Origin of the sequence: Pseudomonas sp. OIL-1 (assembly GCF_010669185.1) — a bacterium.
Classification (GTDB): Bacteria; Pseudomonadota; Gammaproteobacteria; order Pseudomonadales; family Pseudomonadaceae; genus Halopseudomonas; species Halopseudomonas profundi.
The window spans coordinates 3,673,349-3,689,576 of record NZ_CP048629.1; the positions used below are offsets into that span (position 1 = coordinate 3,673,349).

The window sequence follows — 16,228 nt, forward strand, 5'->3', positions numbered from 1 at the left end:
ACAAACCATCAGACTGACACCAAGCCCATCAGCAGCACAAAACCAGTCCCCCACTTTGGAAAAGGGGGGTTAGGGGGGATTCGACTGTTTGTACGCCGAAGCCAACCAAAGCCCACATTACCCCTCACTCCTCCTGCGGAATCGGCTCCACGTTGCGATCCCAGCCCACTAGCAGCAGGGTCGTTGCAATACCAAACAACAGGCCGATCCAGGGCTCGAAGAACGCCAGCCCTGCGCCAATCAGCAGCACTGCACCACGCGAGGCGTTATTACGCGGAATCGCCATGGCGATATAGGCGCAGGCAAAACCGGTCAGTACCAGCGTGAGCGAGAGCGCGATACCCAGCAGCGGGCGAAGCCCTGTGAGCAGCGGCAACACGAAGAACAGAAGCGGAATACCCATCGCATAGTAAGACGCCAAGCCGCTATGCAGGCTGTTCATTGCCGATTTGCCGGACTTCCAGCGCTGCATGACGATCACATGCACGCCAACCCACATTGAGCCCTGCGTTGGGAAGAACGGGGCAGCAACGCCCATCAGCGCATTACGAATGGCCATCGACAGATGCGAGCGGGTGGGATTGATGTCGATGTGTTCGTCCTTGCGCGTCTGCAGCCCTTCACGAATGATCTCGTTGCCGGTAACCAGGTCGCCAAAGAAAATCACGTAGGTGATCAACGCCAGCGGCATGCTCTGGATGAACATATCCATGCTCGGCCAGCCGATCATGAATGGCGACACCTTGGCCCAGGTCTCGACCACTGGCGGGACCATGAAGCCCCACTGAATATCGTAGGACACCTCGCCAACCATTGGCCCAATCACGGCCGCGAGGATAAAACCGGGTAGCAATCCGAGCGCACCGAGCAATGCGAAAAAGCGGTAGTTTTCCTTGAGCTTCTGCATCGGCAGAGAGAAAGCAAACACCAGACACACCGCACAAGCCAGTGTTGTTGCGATCGGCTGTTGCAGCAGGAAGCGCTCGGCATCATCGATGAATACGCGCTTCAACGCAGCGATCGCCGCACCGAGGATGATCCCCGCCTTGAGCGTATCCGGTAACCAGAACACGAATTTCTTGCCCAGCCCGGTTATCCCGAGCACAAACAACAGCAGCGCGAAGTTCAGCGACACCGCAGTCATGGCCTGGAAGCGCATGGTCGGATCTTCGTAATTGCCCAGCACGAAGGCCAGCACCAGTGGCAGCGCCGGAGTGATCCAGCCAGGCGCGTAGGGCTCTCCGAACACGATCAGTGCAGAGCCAATCAGTATCGAATGAATCATCGAGACTGCGACCGCCTCTTCGAAGCTGAGGCCGAAGAACATCGTCATCAACGGGATCAGCGACAGGCCCGTCGCCGCAGCAATGAACAGACCCTGCAAGGCCTCCTGCCAATAGAAACGGGTGTGATAGAAGGGCAAGCGGAAGGTAAAGGGACCCCAGCGCCAGCCGGGCAATTCGGGTTGCGACATCATGAACTCCTGGGCTTTATATTATTCTTGTCGGCCGGACATATTCCATTTCTGTCCCAGACGGATAGCATTATGCCGCTTTGTCCGCAAAAGTGTATGGGTAACAGGCGGCCTGGTTCATATTATGCCAAACCGCCCTACAACGAAGCCCTTGGCTCCGGCGCATCACCGATATGAATATCAGCGTACCTCCGAAGCCCTGTCTTCCTGTTCCAGTTTATGGCGCACGTCGCCGGGCGAACCGGTCTTGCGCGCCAGCAGGCTGTAAAGCACCGGAATAACGAACAGCGTCAGCAGCGTCGAGATGCTGACCCCGAAGACCACGACGATGCCAATGACCGCGCGCGTCTCGGCGCCCGCGCCCACTGCGAACACCAGCGGCAGCGCACCGGCAACGGTGGTTACCCCGGTCATCAGGATGGGGCGCAAACGCAGTGTGGCAGCCTCCAGCAGCGCATCATCGAAGCCCTTGCCGGCGTCGCGCAACTGATTGGCGAACTCGACGATCAGGATCCCGTTCTTCGCCGCCAACCCGATCAACATGACCATGCCGATCTGGCTATACAGGTTGAGGCTGTTGCCTGTGAGCCATAGCCCGAGTATCGCGCCGCCAATCGCCAGGGGCACGCCCAACATGATGATCAGCGGATGCACGAAGCTCTCAAACTGGGCGGCCAATACCAGGAAGACCACCACCAGGCCCAGCCCGAAGACAAACATCAAGGATCCGCCCGCCTCACGCAGGTCGCGGGACTGTCCTTTGAAGTCGATAACCAGGGTTTCCGGAAGATTGCCCCGCGCCAGCTGCTCAACATGATCCAGCGCATCACCCAGGGCGACGCCATCATCCAGCGAGGCTTCGATGGTGATAGCGCGGTTGCGGTTGTAGCGATTCAAGGTTGTGGAGCCGGCAAACTCTTCCAGCGTCACCAGGTTAGACAGCGGAATCAGCTCACCCGTGGTATCCGAACGCACGTAGATATTCTCGAGTGAATCCGCGCTGCGCTTGTCATCGCGCTCGGCTTCGAGGATGACATCGTATTCCTCACCCCGATCGATATAGGTGGTGACCCGGCGCGAGCCAAGCATGGTCTCGAGCGTGCGTCCGATATGGCTGACATTCACCCCCAGCGTGGCGGCGCGATCATAATCGACGCTTACCTCAAGCTGCGGCTGGGTTTCCTTGTAATCGGAGTCGATATTGCTCAGGCCCGGGTTGTCCTCGCGGATCTTCTCCAGCAGGATGTCGCGCCATTGCGCCAGCTCTTCATAGCTACTGGCGCCGCCCAGGACCAGGCGGAATGGCTGATCCTGCGAGCTGCCAAAGCCCTGGCGCATCACCGGGAATGCTCTGACCCCAGGGAGGTCCGCCATGCGTTTCTGCACGTCGGCCATGACCTCGCTGGCCGGCCTGCGTTCGCCCCATTTCTCCAGTACCACGATGGCCATGCCGCTGTTGAAACTGGTGGAGGCGCCAAAGGAACGTGGCGCGCGAATCAGCAACCGGCTGACCTCACCCGCTTCGACGAACTCCATCATCCGCGACTCGATCTCGTCCATGTACTCGCGCATGTATTCATAGGTCGCGCCTTCCGGACCGTTGACGATAATCATGAAGGCACCGCGGTCTTCACGCGGCGTGTACTCGCTCGGCAATTGGCTGAACAGCCAGGCACTGCCGCCAAACATGCCCGCGAAGACCAGCAGAGCCAACACGCGGTGACGCAGAACCCGAACCAGTATGCTGGCATAGAAAGCCCGGCTCGATCGCAAACCAAGCTCAACCCAGCGCGTCAGCCAGTTTTCTTTCTCATGGGCTTTAAGCAGTTTGGAAGCCAGCATCGGCGACAGGGTCAGCGCCACGAAGCTCGACAGCACCACCGCCGCTGCCATGGTCAGCGCAAATTCGGAGAACAAGCGCCCGACATCGCCCTGCAGAAACGCGATAGGCACGAAGACGGCGATCAGCACCAGCGTCGTGGACACCACAGCGAAGGCCACCTGCCGTGCACCGTAGAACGCCGCCACCAATGGCGTTTCGCCTTCTTCATCGATCCGGCGGCGCACGTTTTCCAGCACGATGATGGCGTCGTCCACCACCAGACCGATCGCCAATACCAGCGCCAGCAACGTCAGCAGATTGACCGTGAAGCCGAACAGCATCAGGCCGATGAAGGTCGCGGTAATGGAAACCGGTAGTGTCACAGCCGGAACCAGAATGGCGCGCGGGCTGCCAAGAAACAGGAAGATCGTCAGCACCACCAGGATCAGCGCGACCACCAGTGTAGAGAACACTTCCTCGACCGCACCTTCGATGAACACCGAACTGTCAAAGCTCGACTGAATGTTCATGCCTTCGGGCAAGGTGGGGTTGATCTTGTCGACCAGCTCGCGGGAGGCCCGGGAAATATCCAGGGTATTGGCAGTCGATTGCCGCGCCAGGCCGAGCCCGACCATGGGCACGGTATTACCGCGGAACAGGTTCCGGTCTTCCTCGGTGCCCCGTTCCACGCGCGAGACGTCGCGCAGACGCACCAGATAGCCGTTATCACCCCGAGCCACCACCAAACGGGCGAATTCATCCGCCTCGGTGAAACTGCGGGCGACGCGTACGGTGAATTGCCGGTCTATGGATTCGATGGTGCCGGCGGGTAGCTCGACGTTCTCGGCGCGTAGGGCCTGTTCAACATCGGCGACGGTCAGATCACGCGCAGCCAGTGCTTCACGGTCCAGCCAGACCCGCATGGCATAGGCCTGATCGCCGCCGACGCGCACTCGGGCCACGCCCGACAGGGTTGAAAACCGGTCAACCAGATAACGTTCAGCGTAATCGGTGAGCTCGGGCAAGGTGAGCCGGTCGCTGGTCAGGTTCCACCAGATGATCACATCCTGGTTGGCATCCAGCTTCTCGACCTCCGACGGGTCCGCCTCGACGGGAAGCCTGTCGGCAACGCTGGAGACGCGGTCGCGGACATCGTTCGCCGCCTCATCCACACCCCGGCTGATGCTGAACCGTATGGTGATCTCGGACTGGCCGTCCTCGCTGCTCGATTCGATGAACTCGATGCCTTCAATCCCGGCAACGCTTTCTTCAATCACCTGGGTAATCTGCGAATCCACAACGCTTGCGGCAGCGCCAATATATTGGGTTTCGATGGTAACGATGGGCGGGTCGATATCGGGGTATTCACGCAGTGGCAAGGCGCTGTAGGCCACCAGCCCGAAGATGACCAACAACATCGCCACGACTGTAGCGAAGACCGGCCGTACGACAGCGGTATCAGAGAGAATCATGGGCAGTTCGCTCCCGCTGGCTTATGGCGCATCGTCAGACAGCACCGATTCGGTCGATTCACCGGGTTGCTGTTCGGCGATGATGCGAATCGGCTGACCAGACTGCACGCGGAAATTGCCATGCGTGACGACTCGCTGCCCAGCTTCTAGCCCTTCTTCTACCTCCACGATGCCCGGCTCGCGGGTACCGATCACTACTTCGCGGCGTTCAGTAATGAGCTGCCCGTCCTTTTCGTTTACCAGCATCACGAACTGTCTGCTGCCAAGCGGCAACAGCGCCTCTTCGGGTATCACCAGCGCCTCGCGCGTAGCACCGCGCAGCCGGACCGACATCAACATACCGGGTCGCAGCACGCCTTCCGGATTCGGCAAGCTGGCACGCACCTCGACCGACCGCGTCGCCGGGTCGACTTCATTATCGAGCGCCGTAACCTCCCCGCGGAAGCTGGCATCAGGAAATGCCCGCGTCGTCGCAATGACTGTGCGGCCTGGGGCAACCTGGGAGAGTTTGATTTCGGGGATGCTGAAGTCCAGCTTCATCTGGCTATCGTCGTGCAGTCTGGCCACCAGCGTGCCGGGGGTCAGCAGTGTGCCGACGCTGATCTGGCGAAGCCCCACCACACTATCGAACGGCGCGCGAATCTGCCGGTCCGCGAGCCTGGCTTCAACCGCCTGCAGTTGCGCGCGGGCAATATCACGGTCGCGGGTCCAGTTTTCCAGTTCCTGTTGCGGCAGAACGCGGCGCTCGACCAATCCACGGGTGCGCTCGAGCTGACGCTCGGCATCAGCCAGAGTGGCGCGGGCTTCGTTCAGCTGAGCTTGTTGTTCACTGTTGGTCAGAGAAACCAGCAGCTCGCCTTTATCGACCCGCTGGCCATCATCGAAATGGATAGCCGAAACGGTCTCGGTGATGTCAGCGGTGATATCCGCCGTTTCGCTGGCACGCAGGGTACCGAGGGCTTCGATCTGGTTGGCCATCTCCCATTGCCGCACCTCCGCCACTGCAACCGCCAGGGGTTCCTGCTGTGCCAGCAGCGGTAAACTCAGGCTGCAGGCGATCAGTAGAAATAACTGTTTCCAGGCTCCAATCGGTTTCGACATCCCACCATCCCAATACTCGTGAACGAAACGGCTCACGTGCCGGTCATTGTCCACGCCCGTCACTGCCTTGTGCGCGGTCATCATAGCAAGGGAAATAGAGTCCGATCACCTTTCGTCACAATCTCGACGCGTGGCACGCCTTTCCTGGGGGTGTAGTGCGCCTGCGCTACGCCAGGTTTATCGCCACAACGAAGCTTCAGGCTCGCCGCTGACCAACGCCGAGACCAGATTGAACGTACGTTTCTCCTGGGGGTGTAGTGCGCCTGCGCTACGCCAGGTTTATCGGCACAACGAAGCTTGTCGATCAGTCCCGGTCGTTGAACTACCGTGCAGCCGGGTACGAGCTGGTGCTCGAACCTTTGGGGAGGTGCCCCTGGGAGCGTCGAACGCCATGGGCCGTGACCGGCCTCGATGAACGCTCGCTCGACAAACGGTTCCTGGCTTTAATCCTCTAGCGTTTCGCTGAAAAACTGGCGCATTGCTGTAAAGGCGCGCTCAGCGACCACAGGATGGTATTCGTTCTTGCCCGGAACGTTGGCTGCAGGGTTGGTAAAGGAGTGCACCGCGCCGCCGTAGATCACCAGCTGCCAATCCACATCGGCTGCACGCATTTCCTGTTTGAACGCTTCAACCTGCTCCTGCGGTACCGAAGGGTCTTCATCACCATGCAATACCAGCACTGGCGTCTTGATCGATTCGGCGTCCTTCGGATTCGGCGTATCCAGGTTGCCGTGAAATGACACTACTCCACCTATGTCAGTACCCGAGCGTGCCAACTCCAGCACGGCCCCACCGCCAAAACAGAAGCCGATGGCGCCTATCCGACCGGTGTCCAGGCCCACCTTCTCACTCTGCGATTTGAAGACGTTCAGAGCCGTATTGACCCGTTTGCGCATCAGATCGCGGTCCTTGCGCAGTGCGCCGGCCAGTTTACCGGCCTCCTCGGCATTGGCTGGCTGTTTGTCCTTGCCATACATATCGGCCACAAACACCACATAATCGGAACCGCCAGCGCGGAAGGCCTTCTTCGCCGAATTCTCGGTCACCCCCATCCAGTTCGGCACCATCAACAACCCGGGCCGCGGCTCGCTGGTAGCATCGTCGTAGACCAACAACCCTTCATAGGGCTCGCCGTCGATATCGTAGGAAACCGGCTTGGATACCATCTCGGCCTGAGCCAGGCCGGCGGTCGCCATCAGCAGCGTGGAAAGTGTTTTGCGCATGGTGCAGTCCTTTATCTGGGGTTTGTAACACTCAGAAGCATAGCTTAGGGATCGGCTGATGCAGCCAGTCGTTATTTTCGTGGCTCTGGAGGTACCGCTTTTGATCCATGCATGACCTCTTTCGAGAATCCATACTGACGTGACATTCGCATCGACTGTTCGCGGCCACAAGGATAATGACATGCAGGTTTCCATCTATCGCTACCATCCCGAGCATGACAACGCACCGGCCATGCAGCAGTACGCTGTCGACGACGCGATGCGCGAAGGCATGGTGCTGGATGTGCTCATGCACCTGAAGAATCAGGATGACAGCCTCAGCTTCCGCCGCTCCTGCCGTGAAGGCGTTTGTGGCTCCGACGGCATGAACATCAACGGTCGCAACCGCCTGGCATGTATCACCCGGGTAGCCGACGTGATCGACTCGAACGGCACCTTGACCCTGCGTCCTCTCACCGGCATGCCGGTGATCCGCGATCTGGTCGTGGACCAGACGCAATTCTTCAAGCAATACCAGAAGATTCAGCCCTACCTGATCAACGATACGCCTACCACAGGGATAGAACGCCTGCAGAGCCCGGAAGACCGTGCCAAACTGGATGGACTTTATGAATGCATTCTGTGCGCCTGCTGTTCGTCCGCATGCCCGTCCTACTGGTGGAATCCGGAGCGTTACATTGGCCCGGCCGGCTTGCTGAATGCCTACCGGTTCCTGATCGACAGCCGCGACACCGCCACGGAAGAACGACTCAAGGAACTGGACGACCCGTTCAGCGTGTTTCGCTGCCGCGTCATTGGCAACTGCACAGATGTCTGCCCCAAGGGGCTTAACCCGATGGCTGCGATTGGCCGCATCAAGCTCATGCTGCTCAAAAGCGGAACCTGATCCCAGCCATCCATTCGTCTGTCACATTCAGGAGATACTGATGAAGCTCGGCATGATTGGTCTGGGACGCATGGGCGCGAATATGGCGCAGCGCCTGATGCAGGGTGGGCACGAGGTGGTCGGCCTGGATGCGCAGCTGGCACCGCGCCAGGCGTTCGAGCAGCAAGGCGGCCAGAGCGTGGATTCGTTAGCGGCTTTGCTGGAACAACTGCCGACGCCGCGCGTGTTATGGATGATGCTACCGGCCGGCATCGTCACCCAGGCCATGATTGATGAACTGCTGCCGTTACTCGAGCCGGGCGATACGCTGGTGGACGGCGGTAATTCCTTTTATCAGGACAGCGTCCGCCGCGCCCAGCAATACGCACAGCATCAGCTCAATTACCTGGACTGCGGGACCAGCGGCGGGATCTGGGGGCTGACCGAAGGATTCTGCCTGATGATCGGCGGCGAGCGGCCAACGGTTGAACAGTTGACGCCGGTATTCCAGGCACTCGCGCCCTCCCCCGACCGTGGCTGGGCGCATGTCGGACCGGCCGGCGCCGGACACTTCACCAAGATGATTCATAACGGCATCGAATACGGCATGATGCAGGCCTATGCCGAAGGCTTCGCCATGCTCGACAAGAAGACCGAGTTCGATCTGGACCTGCACCAGATCGCCGATCTCTGGCGCGACGGCAGCGTCGTACGCTCCTGGCTGCTCGATCTGACCGCCTCAGCACTCGAAGCAAACCCGACACTGGCCGGCATAGCACCCTATGTCAGCGACTCCGGCGAAGGCCGCTGGGCAGCAGCCGAAGCGATCGCGCTGGACGTATCGGCACCCGTCATAACCCTGGCGCTACTCGAACGCCTGCGCTCACGCGAATCCGATTCCTACAGCGACAAACTCCTCGCTGCTATGCGTAAAGGGTTTGGTGGGCATGATTTCACCCGCATATAAGCTGCATAGCCCGGGACTGTTGAGTGCCTATTCGGCTCATTTGGTGGGAGGGGCGCCCCCGCCGCGATGGTGTCTGAAAGACGCCTTGGGGTTTTGTTTCAGACAATAAAACAACTGGCCTATCGGCCAGATCGCGGCGGGTCGCCCCTCCCACAAAATGGCGCCGTACTCTCATCAACGACTCCACACATGTCATGCTCCGCGACAGCACACCCTCCCAGCAAACACGGCACCCCCTGGGGCTGTAGCGCGCCCGCGCTACGGCAAACCGTCCGACACACAAACCGCTGGCATCACCCATCAATGTGCCAATCCGTCGATCCACACCAACCCCGGCGCCGAGTCCGAACGCGGCCCGAGGCGCTCGACACCCCCAGGGAACCCCGAGCGGCACCTCCTGGGGCTGTAGCGCGCCTGCGCTACGGCAAACCATCCGCCACACACCACTCCGTAAGCACCACCCGCGCCAGCGAGCGAACATACGACTCCGCGCCAAACCCGGCGTCGAGTCCGAACGCGGCCCGAGACGCTCGACACCCCCAGGAAGCACCGAGCGGCACCCCCTGGGGCTGTAGCGCGCCTGCGCTACGGCAATCCATCCGCCACACCCAACCTCACAAACAACCCCAAAACCAACCACCCACAAAAAAGCCCGAACACTCTCATGTCCGGGCCTCGATACCACCAGAGCGATACCTTACTTGCTAAGTTCCACCAACAACGCATTCAAACGACGAACATAAGTGCCGGGGTCCTGCAGGCTCTCACCCGCAGCCAACGCCGCCTGATCAAACAGAATATGCGTCAGATCACCAAACCGTTCTTCATCCTGCTCGCTGTCGAGTTTCTCCAGCAGCGGATGTGCCGGATTGATCTCCAGGATCGGCTTGCTTTCAGGCGCTTGCTGGCCCGTCGCTTCCAGAATCTTGCGCATCTGTAGGCCCATGCCATCCTCGACCACCACCAGCACCGCCGGCGAATCGGTCAGACGGTGTGACACCTTCACGTCCTCGACATTCTCCTTGAGCACCTCCTTGATGCGCTGCACCAAATCCGCCTTGGCCTTGGCCGCTTCTTCCTGCGCCTGCTTATCTTCTTCGCCTTCCAGCTTGCCGAGATCCAGATCGCCACGGGCGATGTCGACGAACTGCTTGTCCTTGTATTCGGTCAGATGGCTCATCAGCCACTCGTCGATACGGTCAGTCAGCAGCAGTACTTCGATACCCTTCTTGCGGAAGATTTCCAGGTGCGGGCTGTTCTTGACCTGGCTGTAACGCTCGCCGGTCAGATAGTAGATCTTGTCCTGACCTTCCTGCATACGCTCGATGTAAGTATCGAGACCCACCACTTCGCTGTCGTCACTCTGCTGAGTCGAAGCAAAGCGCAACAGGCCGGCGATCTTCTCGCGGTTGGCAAAATCTTCCGCCGGACCCTCCTTGATCACGCTGCCAAAACCTTTCCAGAAGGTCGCGTACTGCTCAGGCTGTTTCTTCGCCAGCTTCTCCAGCATATCCAGCACACGCTTGGTCAGCGCGGACTTCATGCTGTCGATGGCCGGATCTTTCTGCAAGATCTCACGGGAGACGTTCAGCGACAGATCGTTCGAGTCCACCACGCCCTTGATGAAGCGCAGGTACAACGGCAGGAACTGCTCGGCGTCGTCCATGATGAATACGCGCTGCACGTACAGCTTGAGGCCGCGGGGCGCTTCACGCTGGTACAGATCAAAGGGTGCACGACCAGGCACATATAGCAAGGAAGTATATTCCAGCTTGCCCTCGACCTTGTTGTGGCTCCAGGTCAACGGATTCTCGAAGTCGTGGGCAACGTGCTTGTAGAACTCTTGGTATTCCTCATCCTTGATGTCGGTACGAGGACGGGTCCAGAGGGCACTGGCGCGGTTGACGGTTTCCCATTCAACTTCGGTGGGCTGGTCTTTTTCCTCGCCCTGGTTTTGCTTGGGCAGCTCGATGGGCAGGGAGATGTGATCGGAGTATTTCTTGATCACGTTGCGCAGGCGCCAGCCATCAGCAAACTCACCTTCGTCGGATTTGAGATGCAATACGATGCGGCTACCGCGCTCGGGCTTCTCGATGGTCTCGATGGTGAAGTCGCCTTCGCCGGCCGATTCCCAACGCACACCTTCAGCGGCATCCAGTCCCGCACGACGGGTAAACACCTCAACCTTGTCCGCAACAATAAAGGCACTGTAGAAGCCCACACCGAACTGGCCGATCAGGCTCGCATCTTTCTTCTGGTCACCGGTCAGTTGCTGCATGAAGGCGGCGGTGCCGGACTTGGCGATAGTACCCAGGTTCGAGATCACCTCGTCGCGGGACATGCCAATACCATTATCTTCGATGGTCAGCGTCCTGGCTTCTTCGTCACCGCTGATGCGGATGCGCAGATCGGGCTGGTTTTCCAGCAGTTCAGGGTTGGCAATGGCTTCGAAACGCAGTTTGTCGGAGGCATCCGACGCGTTGGAAACCAGTTCGCGAAGAAAGATTTCCTTGTTCGAATACATCGAGTGGATCATGAGGTGCAGCAGCTGCTTCACCTCTGTCTGAAATCCGAGCGTTTCCTTATGGGCTTCCACGGTCATGTTGCTTGATCTCCATCAGGTTCATCTATGGCTGGAGCCTGCCCCGGGCTGTAGCCCGGAGCGGCGAGATGAACACTTGATGGGGACGGCGTCTGATTATTTCAAGACGCCTTGTGGGGATACAGCGAGGAAAATTCTAGTCAACGGCACGCCGGTGATGCTCGTACAGCAGATCGACGATGCCATTGCTCGGCGTGTAGCCCTGCACCGTGTGGAGCAGCAGCTCGCGAATGGTGTCGTAATCATCGTCGCGCACTGCCTGGCGAATAGTGTTGAGGATAGGCAACAATTCACTCCACGGCAGCAACGCCTCATTGGCCTTGCGGATCTTCGGATGCGCCGTTTCCTGCGGGTTGTCCCCGATCAGCAGCTCCTCGTAGAGTTTTTCGCCTGGACGCAGGCCAGTGAAAGCGATTTCGATATCGCCATTCGGGTTCTGTTCATCCTTCACAGACAACCCCGACAGCTGAATCATCTTCTTGGCCAAATCGACAATATTCACCGGCTCGCCCATATCCAGCACGAACACGTCTCCACCCTCACCCATGGCACCCGCCTGAATCACCAATTGCGCCGCTTCAGGAATGGTCATGAAGTAACGCGTGATTTTCTCGTGGGTCACCGTGATCGGGCCACCGAGGCGGATCTGGTTACGAAACAGCGGTATCACCGAACCGGAGGACCCCAACACGTTACCGAAACGCACCATGCTGAAGCGCGTGCGGTTCAAGTGCTTTACCGACGGGTCTGCGTTCCACAGGTTGGGCGCCTGCTCAGCACTCAAACCCTGCAAAACCAGTTCGGCCATGCGTTTGGTCGAGCCCATTACGTTAGTCGGCCGCACCGCCTTGTCTGTCGAAATCAGCACAAAGTTCTCAACCTGACACCGGATCGCAGCTTGAGCGACGTTCAATGTACCGAACACATTGTTCATGATCCCTTCGGCAACATTGTGCTCAACCAGGGGCACGTGTTTGTAGGCCGCAGCGTGGTAGATCGTCTTGATGTTCCACGCGCTGATCACGTGGCGAAGCCGTGTGCTGTTACGGATGGAACCCAGTATCGGCACCAGGGTAACTTCGAAATCACAGGTCTTCAGAAAGTTATCGAGCTCGCTATGTATTGCATATAACGCGAACTCGCTGTGCTCAAAGAGCACCAGAGTGGTTGGCCTGGAGGTGATGATCTGGCGGCACAGCTCGCTGCCGATCGAACCACCTGCCCCGGTCACCATCACCGCCTTGCCCTTGATACACCCCTCAAACAAGGAAGCTTCCGGCGGCACCGCATCCCGCCCTAGCAAGTCGGCGATATCCACTTCCTGCAAGTCATCTACCTTGACCTTGCCACTGGCGATGTCGCATAGGCCCGGGATGGTCCGCACGTGTAAGGGGAACTGCTGCAGGTTCGCCAATACCTGTTTGCGATGGGCGCGGGTTGCCGAGGGGATCGCCAGAAATAGTTCTTCTGCCCCTGTCGAGTCGATCAGCCGGTCGATATCGGTAGCACTGAATACTGGTAAACCGGACACAGTCCGCCTCGCCAGGGCCGGGTTATCATCCACAAACGCCACCGGCTTATATAAGCGACCAACTTTAATGGAGGCCAACAATTGATTGCCCGCCTCCCCGGCGCCGTATATCGCGATAGGCTTGCCGGCTTGCTCTTTTTGCATCAGATCATGCGCAAGCTCTTTACCGGCTGTAAACCAGTTGCCGGTAAAATACTCACGTGCGACCAGACGGAGTCCGCCGAGCATGCCAAGGCTAAGACACCAATACATGAACAAAATAGAGCGTGAGCGAAACACATCGACACCAGCCATACGCAGCGCAACGACAACCACGACCAGCCCAACAGAGGCTGTAGTTACCGCTCGAAAAATGCATCTGAGAGCATCATTTCCAAAGTACCGCATAACGGCACGGTACATGCCCATTCTGATGTAGACGGGGAGAGAAACGAGCGGAGCCAATAGAAACAGCCAGGCCTGCGCTGACGTCGGCAGGAGCCAGCCTTCCGGGCCCAACCTGATAACAAAGGCCAGCCATAAAGCGGCCCACATCAACAGCACATCAGCCACAATCTGAAGACTACGTTTCTGGCCGTAGCTCAGGCCAATCAGTTTTTCCTTGATCATAGCGACCTTGTTTCGTTCTCGGAGTATTCCATTACACGGAAAATTACTTGTATCCCTGCGGATTACGTTCCTGCCACCGCCAGGCATCAGCACACATGGCTTCAAGCCCTAACCTGGCTGACCAGTCCAGCTCGGATGCTGCACGCTGCGGATCAGCGTAACAGCTGGCCACATCGCCTGGGCGGCGATCGGAAATCACATATTCCAGTGTTTTGCCGCAGGCTTTTTCGAACGCCTTGAGCATATCGAGCACTGAGTACCCGATACCCGTACCCAGATTGAAGGCCCTGATGCCTGCCTGCTTTCCAAGCCATTCAAGCGCGCGCACGTGACCCTCGGCCAGATCCATTACATGAATGTAGTCGCGAACGCCGGTTCCGTCATGCGTTGGATAGTCGCCACCGAACACATTCAGCCGTTCACGACGGCCAACGGCTACCTGAGCTATGTAGGGCATGAGGTTATTGGGGATATCGGCTGGGTCCTCACCGATAAGGCCGGACGGATGGGCACCGACCGGATTGAAATAACGCAAGAGTGCAATATTCCAATCCGGATCAGACGCATGTAGATCGCCAAGCAGCTCTTCAATCATGAGCTTGGAACGACCATAGGGGTTGGTCGCGCTGGTAGGAAAGGCTTCGTTAATGGGCAGACTGGCTGGGTCCCCGTACACCGTAGCGGAGGAGCTGAACACCAGGTTCTTGACCCCGGCGCGTTGCATCGCGTCGCAGAGCACTACGGTACCACTTACGTTGTTATGGTAATAGCGCAGGGGTTGAGCGACGGACTCACCCACGGCTTTGAGGCCCGCGAAGTGAATCACCGCGTGGATATCGTTAGACGAGAAAATGCTATCAAGCAGAGGGGCGTCGTTGATATCACCCCGGATCGCAGCCACCGTTTTGCCGGCGATTTGCTGTACCCGGCGCGTGGCCTCGGGGCTGCTGTTACTGTAGTTATCCAGCACCAGCACCTGAAACCCGGCATCAAGCAACTTGATACAGGTATGCGAACCGATATAACCGGCGCCACCGGTCACTAGAATGGTTTTGCTCATCCGCAGCGCTGCCCTCACCCAAAAAAGTGAGGGCAGTATATCAGACAGACTGAGAATTCAATGAGGCGTGCGACCAATAGCTCCACACGCCTCGCAGCTACGTCACAATGCGCGAATACTATCGAGCAGCTTCTGCGTCTCACGCTCCATCAACGCGGCATCGCCACGGCTTTCCACATTCAGGCGAATCACCGGTTCAGTATTGGAGGCGCGCAGATTGAAGCGCCACTGATCGAAACGGATGCTGACGCCATCGGTGTAATCAACATCCAGCGCATCCTTGGCATATTGACCTTCGATGGCTTTGAGAACCGCGGGCGCGTCGTTGACCGTCAGGTTGATCTCGCCTGAGGACGGATACGCCGCGATACGCTCATCGACCAGCGTCGACATCGGCTTGCCCTTGCGGCACAGCAGCTCGGCTACCAGCAACCAGGGAATCATGCCGCTATCGCAATAGGCGAAGTTGCGGAAGTAGTGGTGAGCGCTCATTTCGCCGCCGTAGGCTGCATCTTCCTTGCGCATGCGTTCCTTGATGAACGCGTGGCCTGCTTTGGTCTGCACCGCACGGCCGCCGTTCTGCTCAACCTGTTCGATGGTATTCCACACCAGACGCGGATCGTGAATGATGGCTGCGCCTGGCTCCTTCTTGAGGAAGGCTTCGGCCAGCAAACCGACGATGTAGTACCCCTCGATGAAACGACCCTGTTCGTCGAACAGGAAGCAGCGATCGAAGTCGCCATCCCAGGCGATGCCCATATCCGCGCCATGTTTGAGCACGGCTTCACTGGTGATGGCGCGGTTTTCAGTCAGAATCGGGTTGGGAATGCCATTCGGGAAGGTGCCGTCGGGTTCGTGGCAGATTTTCACGAAGGTGACGGGAATATTCTTTTCCTTGAAGGCTGCTTCGATGGCATCGATAGCCGGGCCCGCTGCGCCGTTGCCGGCATTGACCACCAGCTTGAGCGGTGTAAATGCCTCAGGCTCGATATAGCCCATCAGGTGCTCAACGAAGTCCGCACGGGTATCGACGAGCTCATAGCTGCCACGCTGGTCATCCGGTACCGACGGATCACGACCATCAACCAGCTCAAAGTGGCTGGCTTCGGCCATTTCGCGGATGTCTTTCAGACCGGTATCAGCTGAAATCGGCCGACTGCCCTCGCGCACCAGCTTCAGGCCGTTGTAATCGATCGGGTTATGCGATGCGGTTACTTCGATGCCGCCGTCCACGCCCAGGTGGAAGGTCGCAAAGTAAACTTCTTCGGTGCCGGCCAACCCAAGATCCAATACATTGACGCCTTCATCACGCAGGCCATTGGCCAATGCGGCTTTGAGCTGCGGAGAGGTTTCGCGCACGTCTCCACCCAGCACGATCCGCTTGGGTTTCAGCCACTTGGCGAAAGCGCGGGCAATGCGGTAAGTGATGTCTTCGTTCAGTTCGGTCCCGAGCTGGCCGCGAATGTCATATGCCTTGAAGCACGTAAGCTGTGTCATGTCAG

At 58.6% G+C, this 16,228-nt stretch carries 10 protein-coding genes; 2 read left to right on the forward strand and 8 right to left on the reverse strand.

Annotated features, from left to right (window positions below; genetic code table 11):
- Positions 1-124: 124 nt before the first annotated feature.
- The 4 genes from G3M63_RS16960 to G3M63_RS16975 form a co-directional block, all read right to left on the reverse strand.
- Positions 125-1,474, reverse strand: a complete 1,350-nt coding sequence (locus tag G3M63_RS16960; RefSeq protein ID WP_218573625.1) for a hypothetical protein — start codon at positions 1,472-1,474, stop codon at positions 125-127.
- 180 nt (positions 1,475-1,654) lie between these two features.
- A complete protein-coding gene (locus tag G3M63_RS16965; RefSeq protein ID WP_163983863.1) occupies positions 1,655-4,768 on the reverse strand; it encodes an efflux RND transporter permease subunit in 3,114 nt (1,037 codons plus the stop codon).
- A gap of 21 nt (positions 4,769-4,789) precedes the next feature.
- Positions 4,790-5,869, reverse strand: a complete 1,080-nt coding sequence (locus G3M63_RS16970) for an efflux RND transporter periplasmic adaptor subunit (RefSeq protein WP_163983864.1) — start codon at positions 5,867-5,869, stop codon at positions 4,790-4,792.
- A gap of 443 nt (positions 5,870-6,312) precedes the next feature.
- Positions 6,313-7,092, reverse strand: a complete 780-nt coding sequence (locus G3M63_RS16975) for a dienelactone hydrolase family protein (protein ID WP_163983865.1) — start codon at positions 7,090-7,092, stop codon at positions 6,313-6,315.
- Between the two features lie 181 nt (positions 7,093-7,273).
- On the opposite strand from G3M63_RS16975, the gene G3M63_RS16980 reads away from it, so the two are divergent.
- Both G3M63_RS16980 and gnd read left to right on the forward strand, forming a co-directional pair.
- The gene (locus tag G3M63_RS16980; protein WP_163983866.1) at positions 7,274-7,978 is read left to right on the forward strand and encodes a succinate dehydrogenase iron-sulfur subunit; all 705 of its coding nucleotides are present in this window, start codon (positions 7,274-7,276) and stop codon (positions 7,976-7,978) included.
- A gap of 40 nt (positions 7,979-8,018) precedes the next feature.
- Positions 8,019-8,924, forward strand: a complete 906-nt coding sequence (gnd, locus tag G3M63_RS16985; protein ID WP_163983867.1) for a phosphogluconate dehydrogenase (NAD(+)-dependent, decarboxylating) — start codon at positions 8,019-8,021, stop codon at positions 8,922-8,924.
- Positions 8,925-9,621: 697 nt separating this feature from the next.
- Here the strand turns inward: gnd and htpG are convergent.
- The 4 genes from htpG to G3M63_RS17005 all read right to left on the reverse strand — a co-directional run bounded on the left by htpG (position 9,622) and on the right by G3M63_RS17005 (position 16,223).
- Complete coding sequence (gene htpG / locus G3M63_RS16990) at positions 9,622-11,526, reverse strand: molecular chaperone HtpG (protein WP_163983868.1); 1,905 nt, start codon at positions 11,524-11,526, stop codon at positions 9,622-9,624.
- 136 nt (positions 11,527-11,662) lie between these two features.
- Entirely contained in the window at positions 11,663-13,666 is a 2,004-nt protein-coding gene (locus tag G3M63_RS16995) for a nucleoside-diphosphate sugar epimerase/dehydratase (RefSeq protein WP_163983869.1), read from the reverse strand.
- 43 nt (positions 13,667-13,709) lie between these two features.
- Entirely contained in the window at positions 13,710-14,726 is a 1,017-nt protein-coding gene (gene galE / locus G3M63_RS17000; RefSeq protein ID WP_163983870.1) for a UDP-glucose 4-epimerase GalE, read from the reverse strand.
- Positions 14,727-14,828: 102 nt separating this feature from the next.
- Positions 14,829-16,223, reverse strand: a complete 1,395-nt coding sequence (locus tag G3M63_RS17005) for a phosphomannomutase CpsG (RefSeq protein WP_163983871.1) — start codon at positions 16,221-16,223, stop codon at positions 14,829-14,831.
- Between the last annotated feature and the right edge of the window lie 5 nt (positions 16,224-16,228).

Coding starts and splice junctions, on each gene's coding strand:
- G3M63_RS16960 (WP_218573625.1), bottom strand. CDS start 1,474: ATGTCGCAACCCGAATTGCCCGGCTGGCGCTGGGGTCCCTTTACCTTC.
- G3M63_RS16965 (WP_163983863.1), bottom strand. CDS start 4,768: ATGATTCTCTCTGATACCGCTGTCGTACGGCCGGTCTTCGCTACAGTC.
- G3M63_RS16970 (WP_163983864.1), bottom strand. CDS start 5,869: ATGTCGAAACCGATTGGAGCCTGGAAACAGTTATTTCTACTGATCGCC.
- G3M63_RS16975 (WP_163983865.1), bottom strand. CDS start 7,092: ATGCGCAAAACACTTTCCACGCTGCTGATGGCGACCGCCGGCCTGGCT.
- G3M63_RS16980 (WP_163983866.1), top strand. CDS start 7,274: ATGCAGGTTTCCATCTATCGCTACCATCCCGAGCATGACAACGCACCG.
- gnd (WP_163983867.1), top strand. CDS start 8,019: ATGAAGCTCGGCATGATTGGTCTGGGACGCATGGGCGCGAATATGGCG.
- htpG (WP_163983868.1), bottom strand. CDS start 11,526: ATGACCGTGGAAGCCCATAAGGAAACGCTCGGATTTCAGACAGAGGTG.
- G3M63_RS16995 (WP_163983869.1), bottom strand. CDS start 13,666: ATGATCAAGGAAAAACTGATTGGCCTGAGCTACGGCCAGAAACGTAGT.
- galE (WP_163983870.1), bottom strand. CDS start 14,726: ATGAGCAAAACCATTCTAGTGACCGGTGGCGCCGGTTATATCGGTTCG.
- G3M63_RS17005 (WP_163983871.1), bottom strand. CDS start 16,223: ATGACACAGCTTACGTGCTTCAAGGCATATGACATTCGCGGCCAGCTC.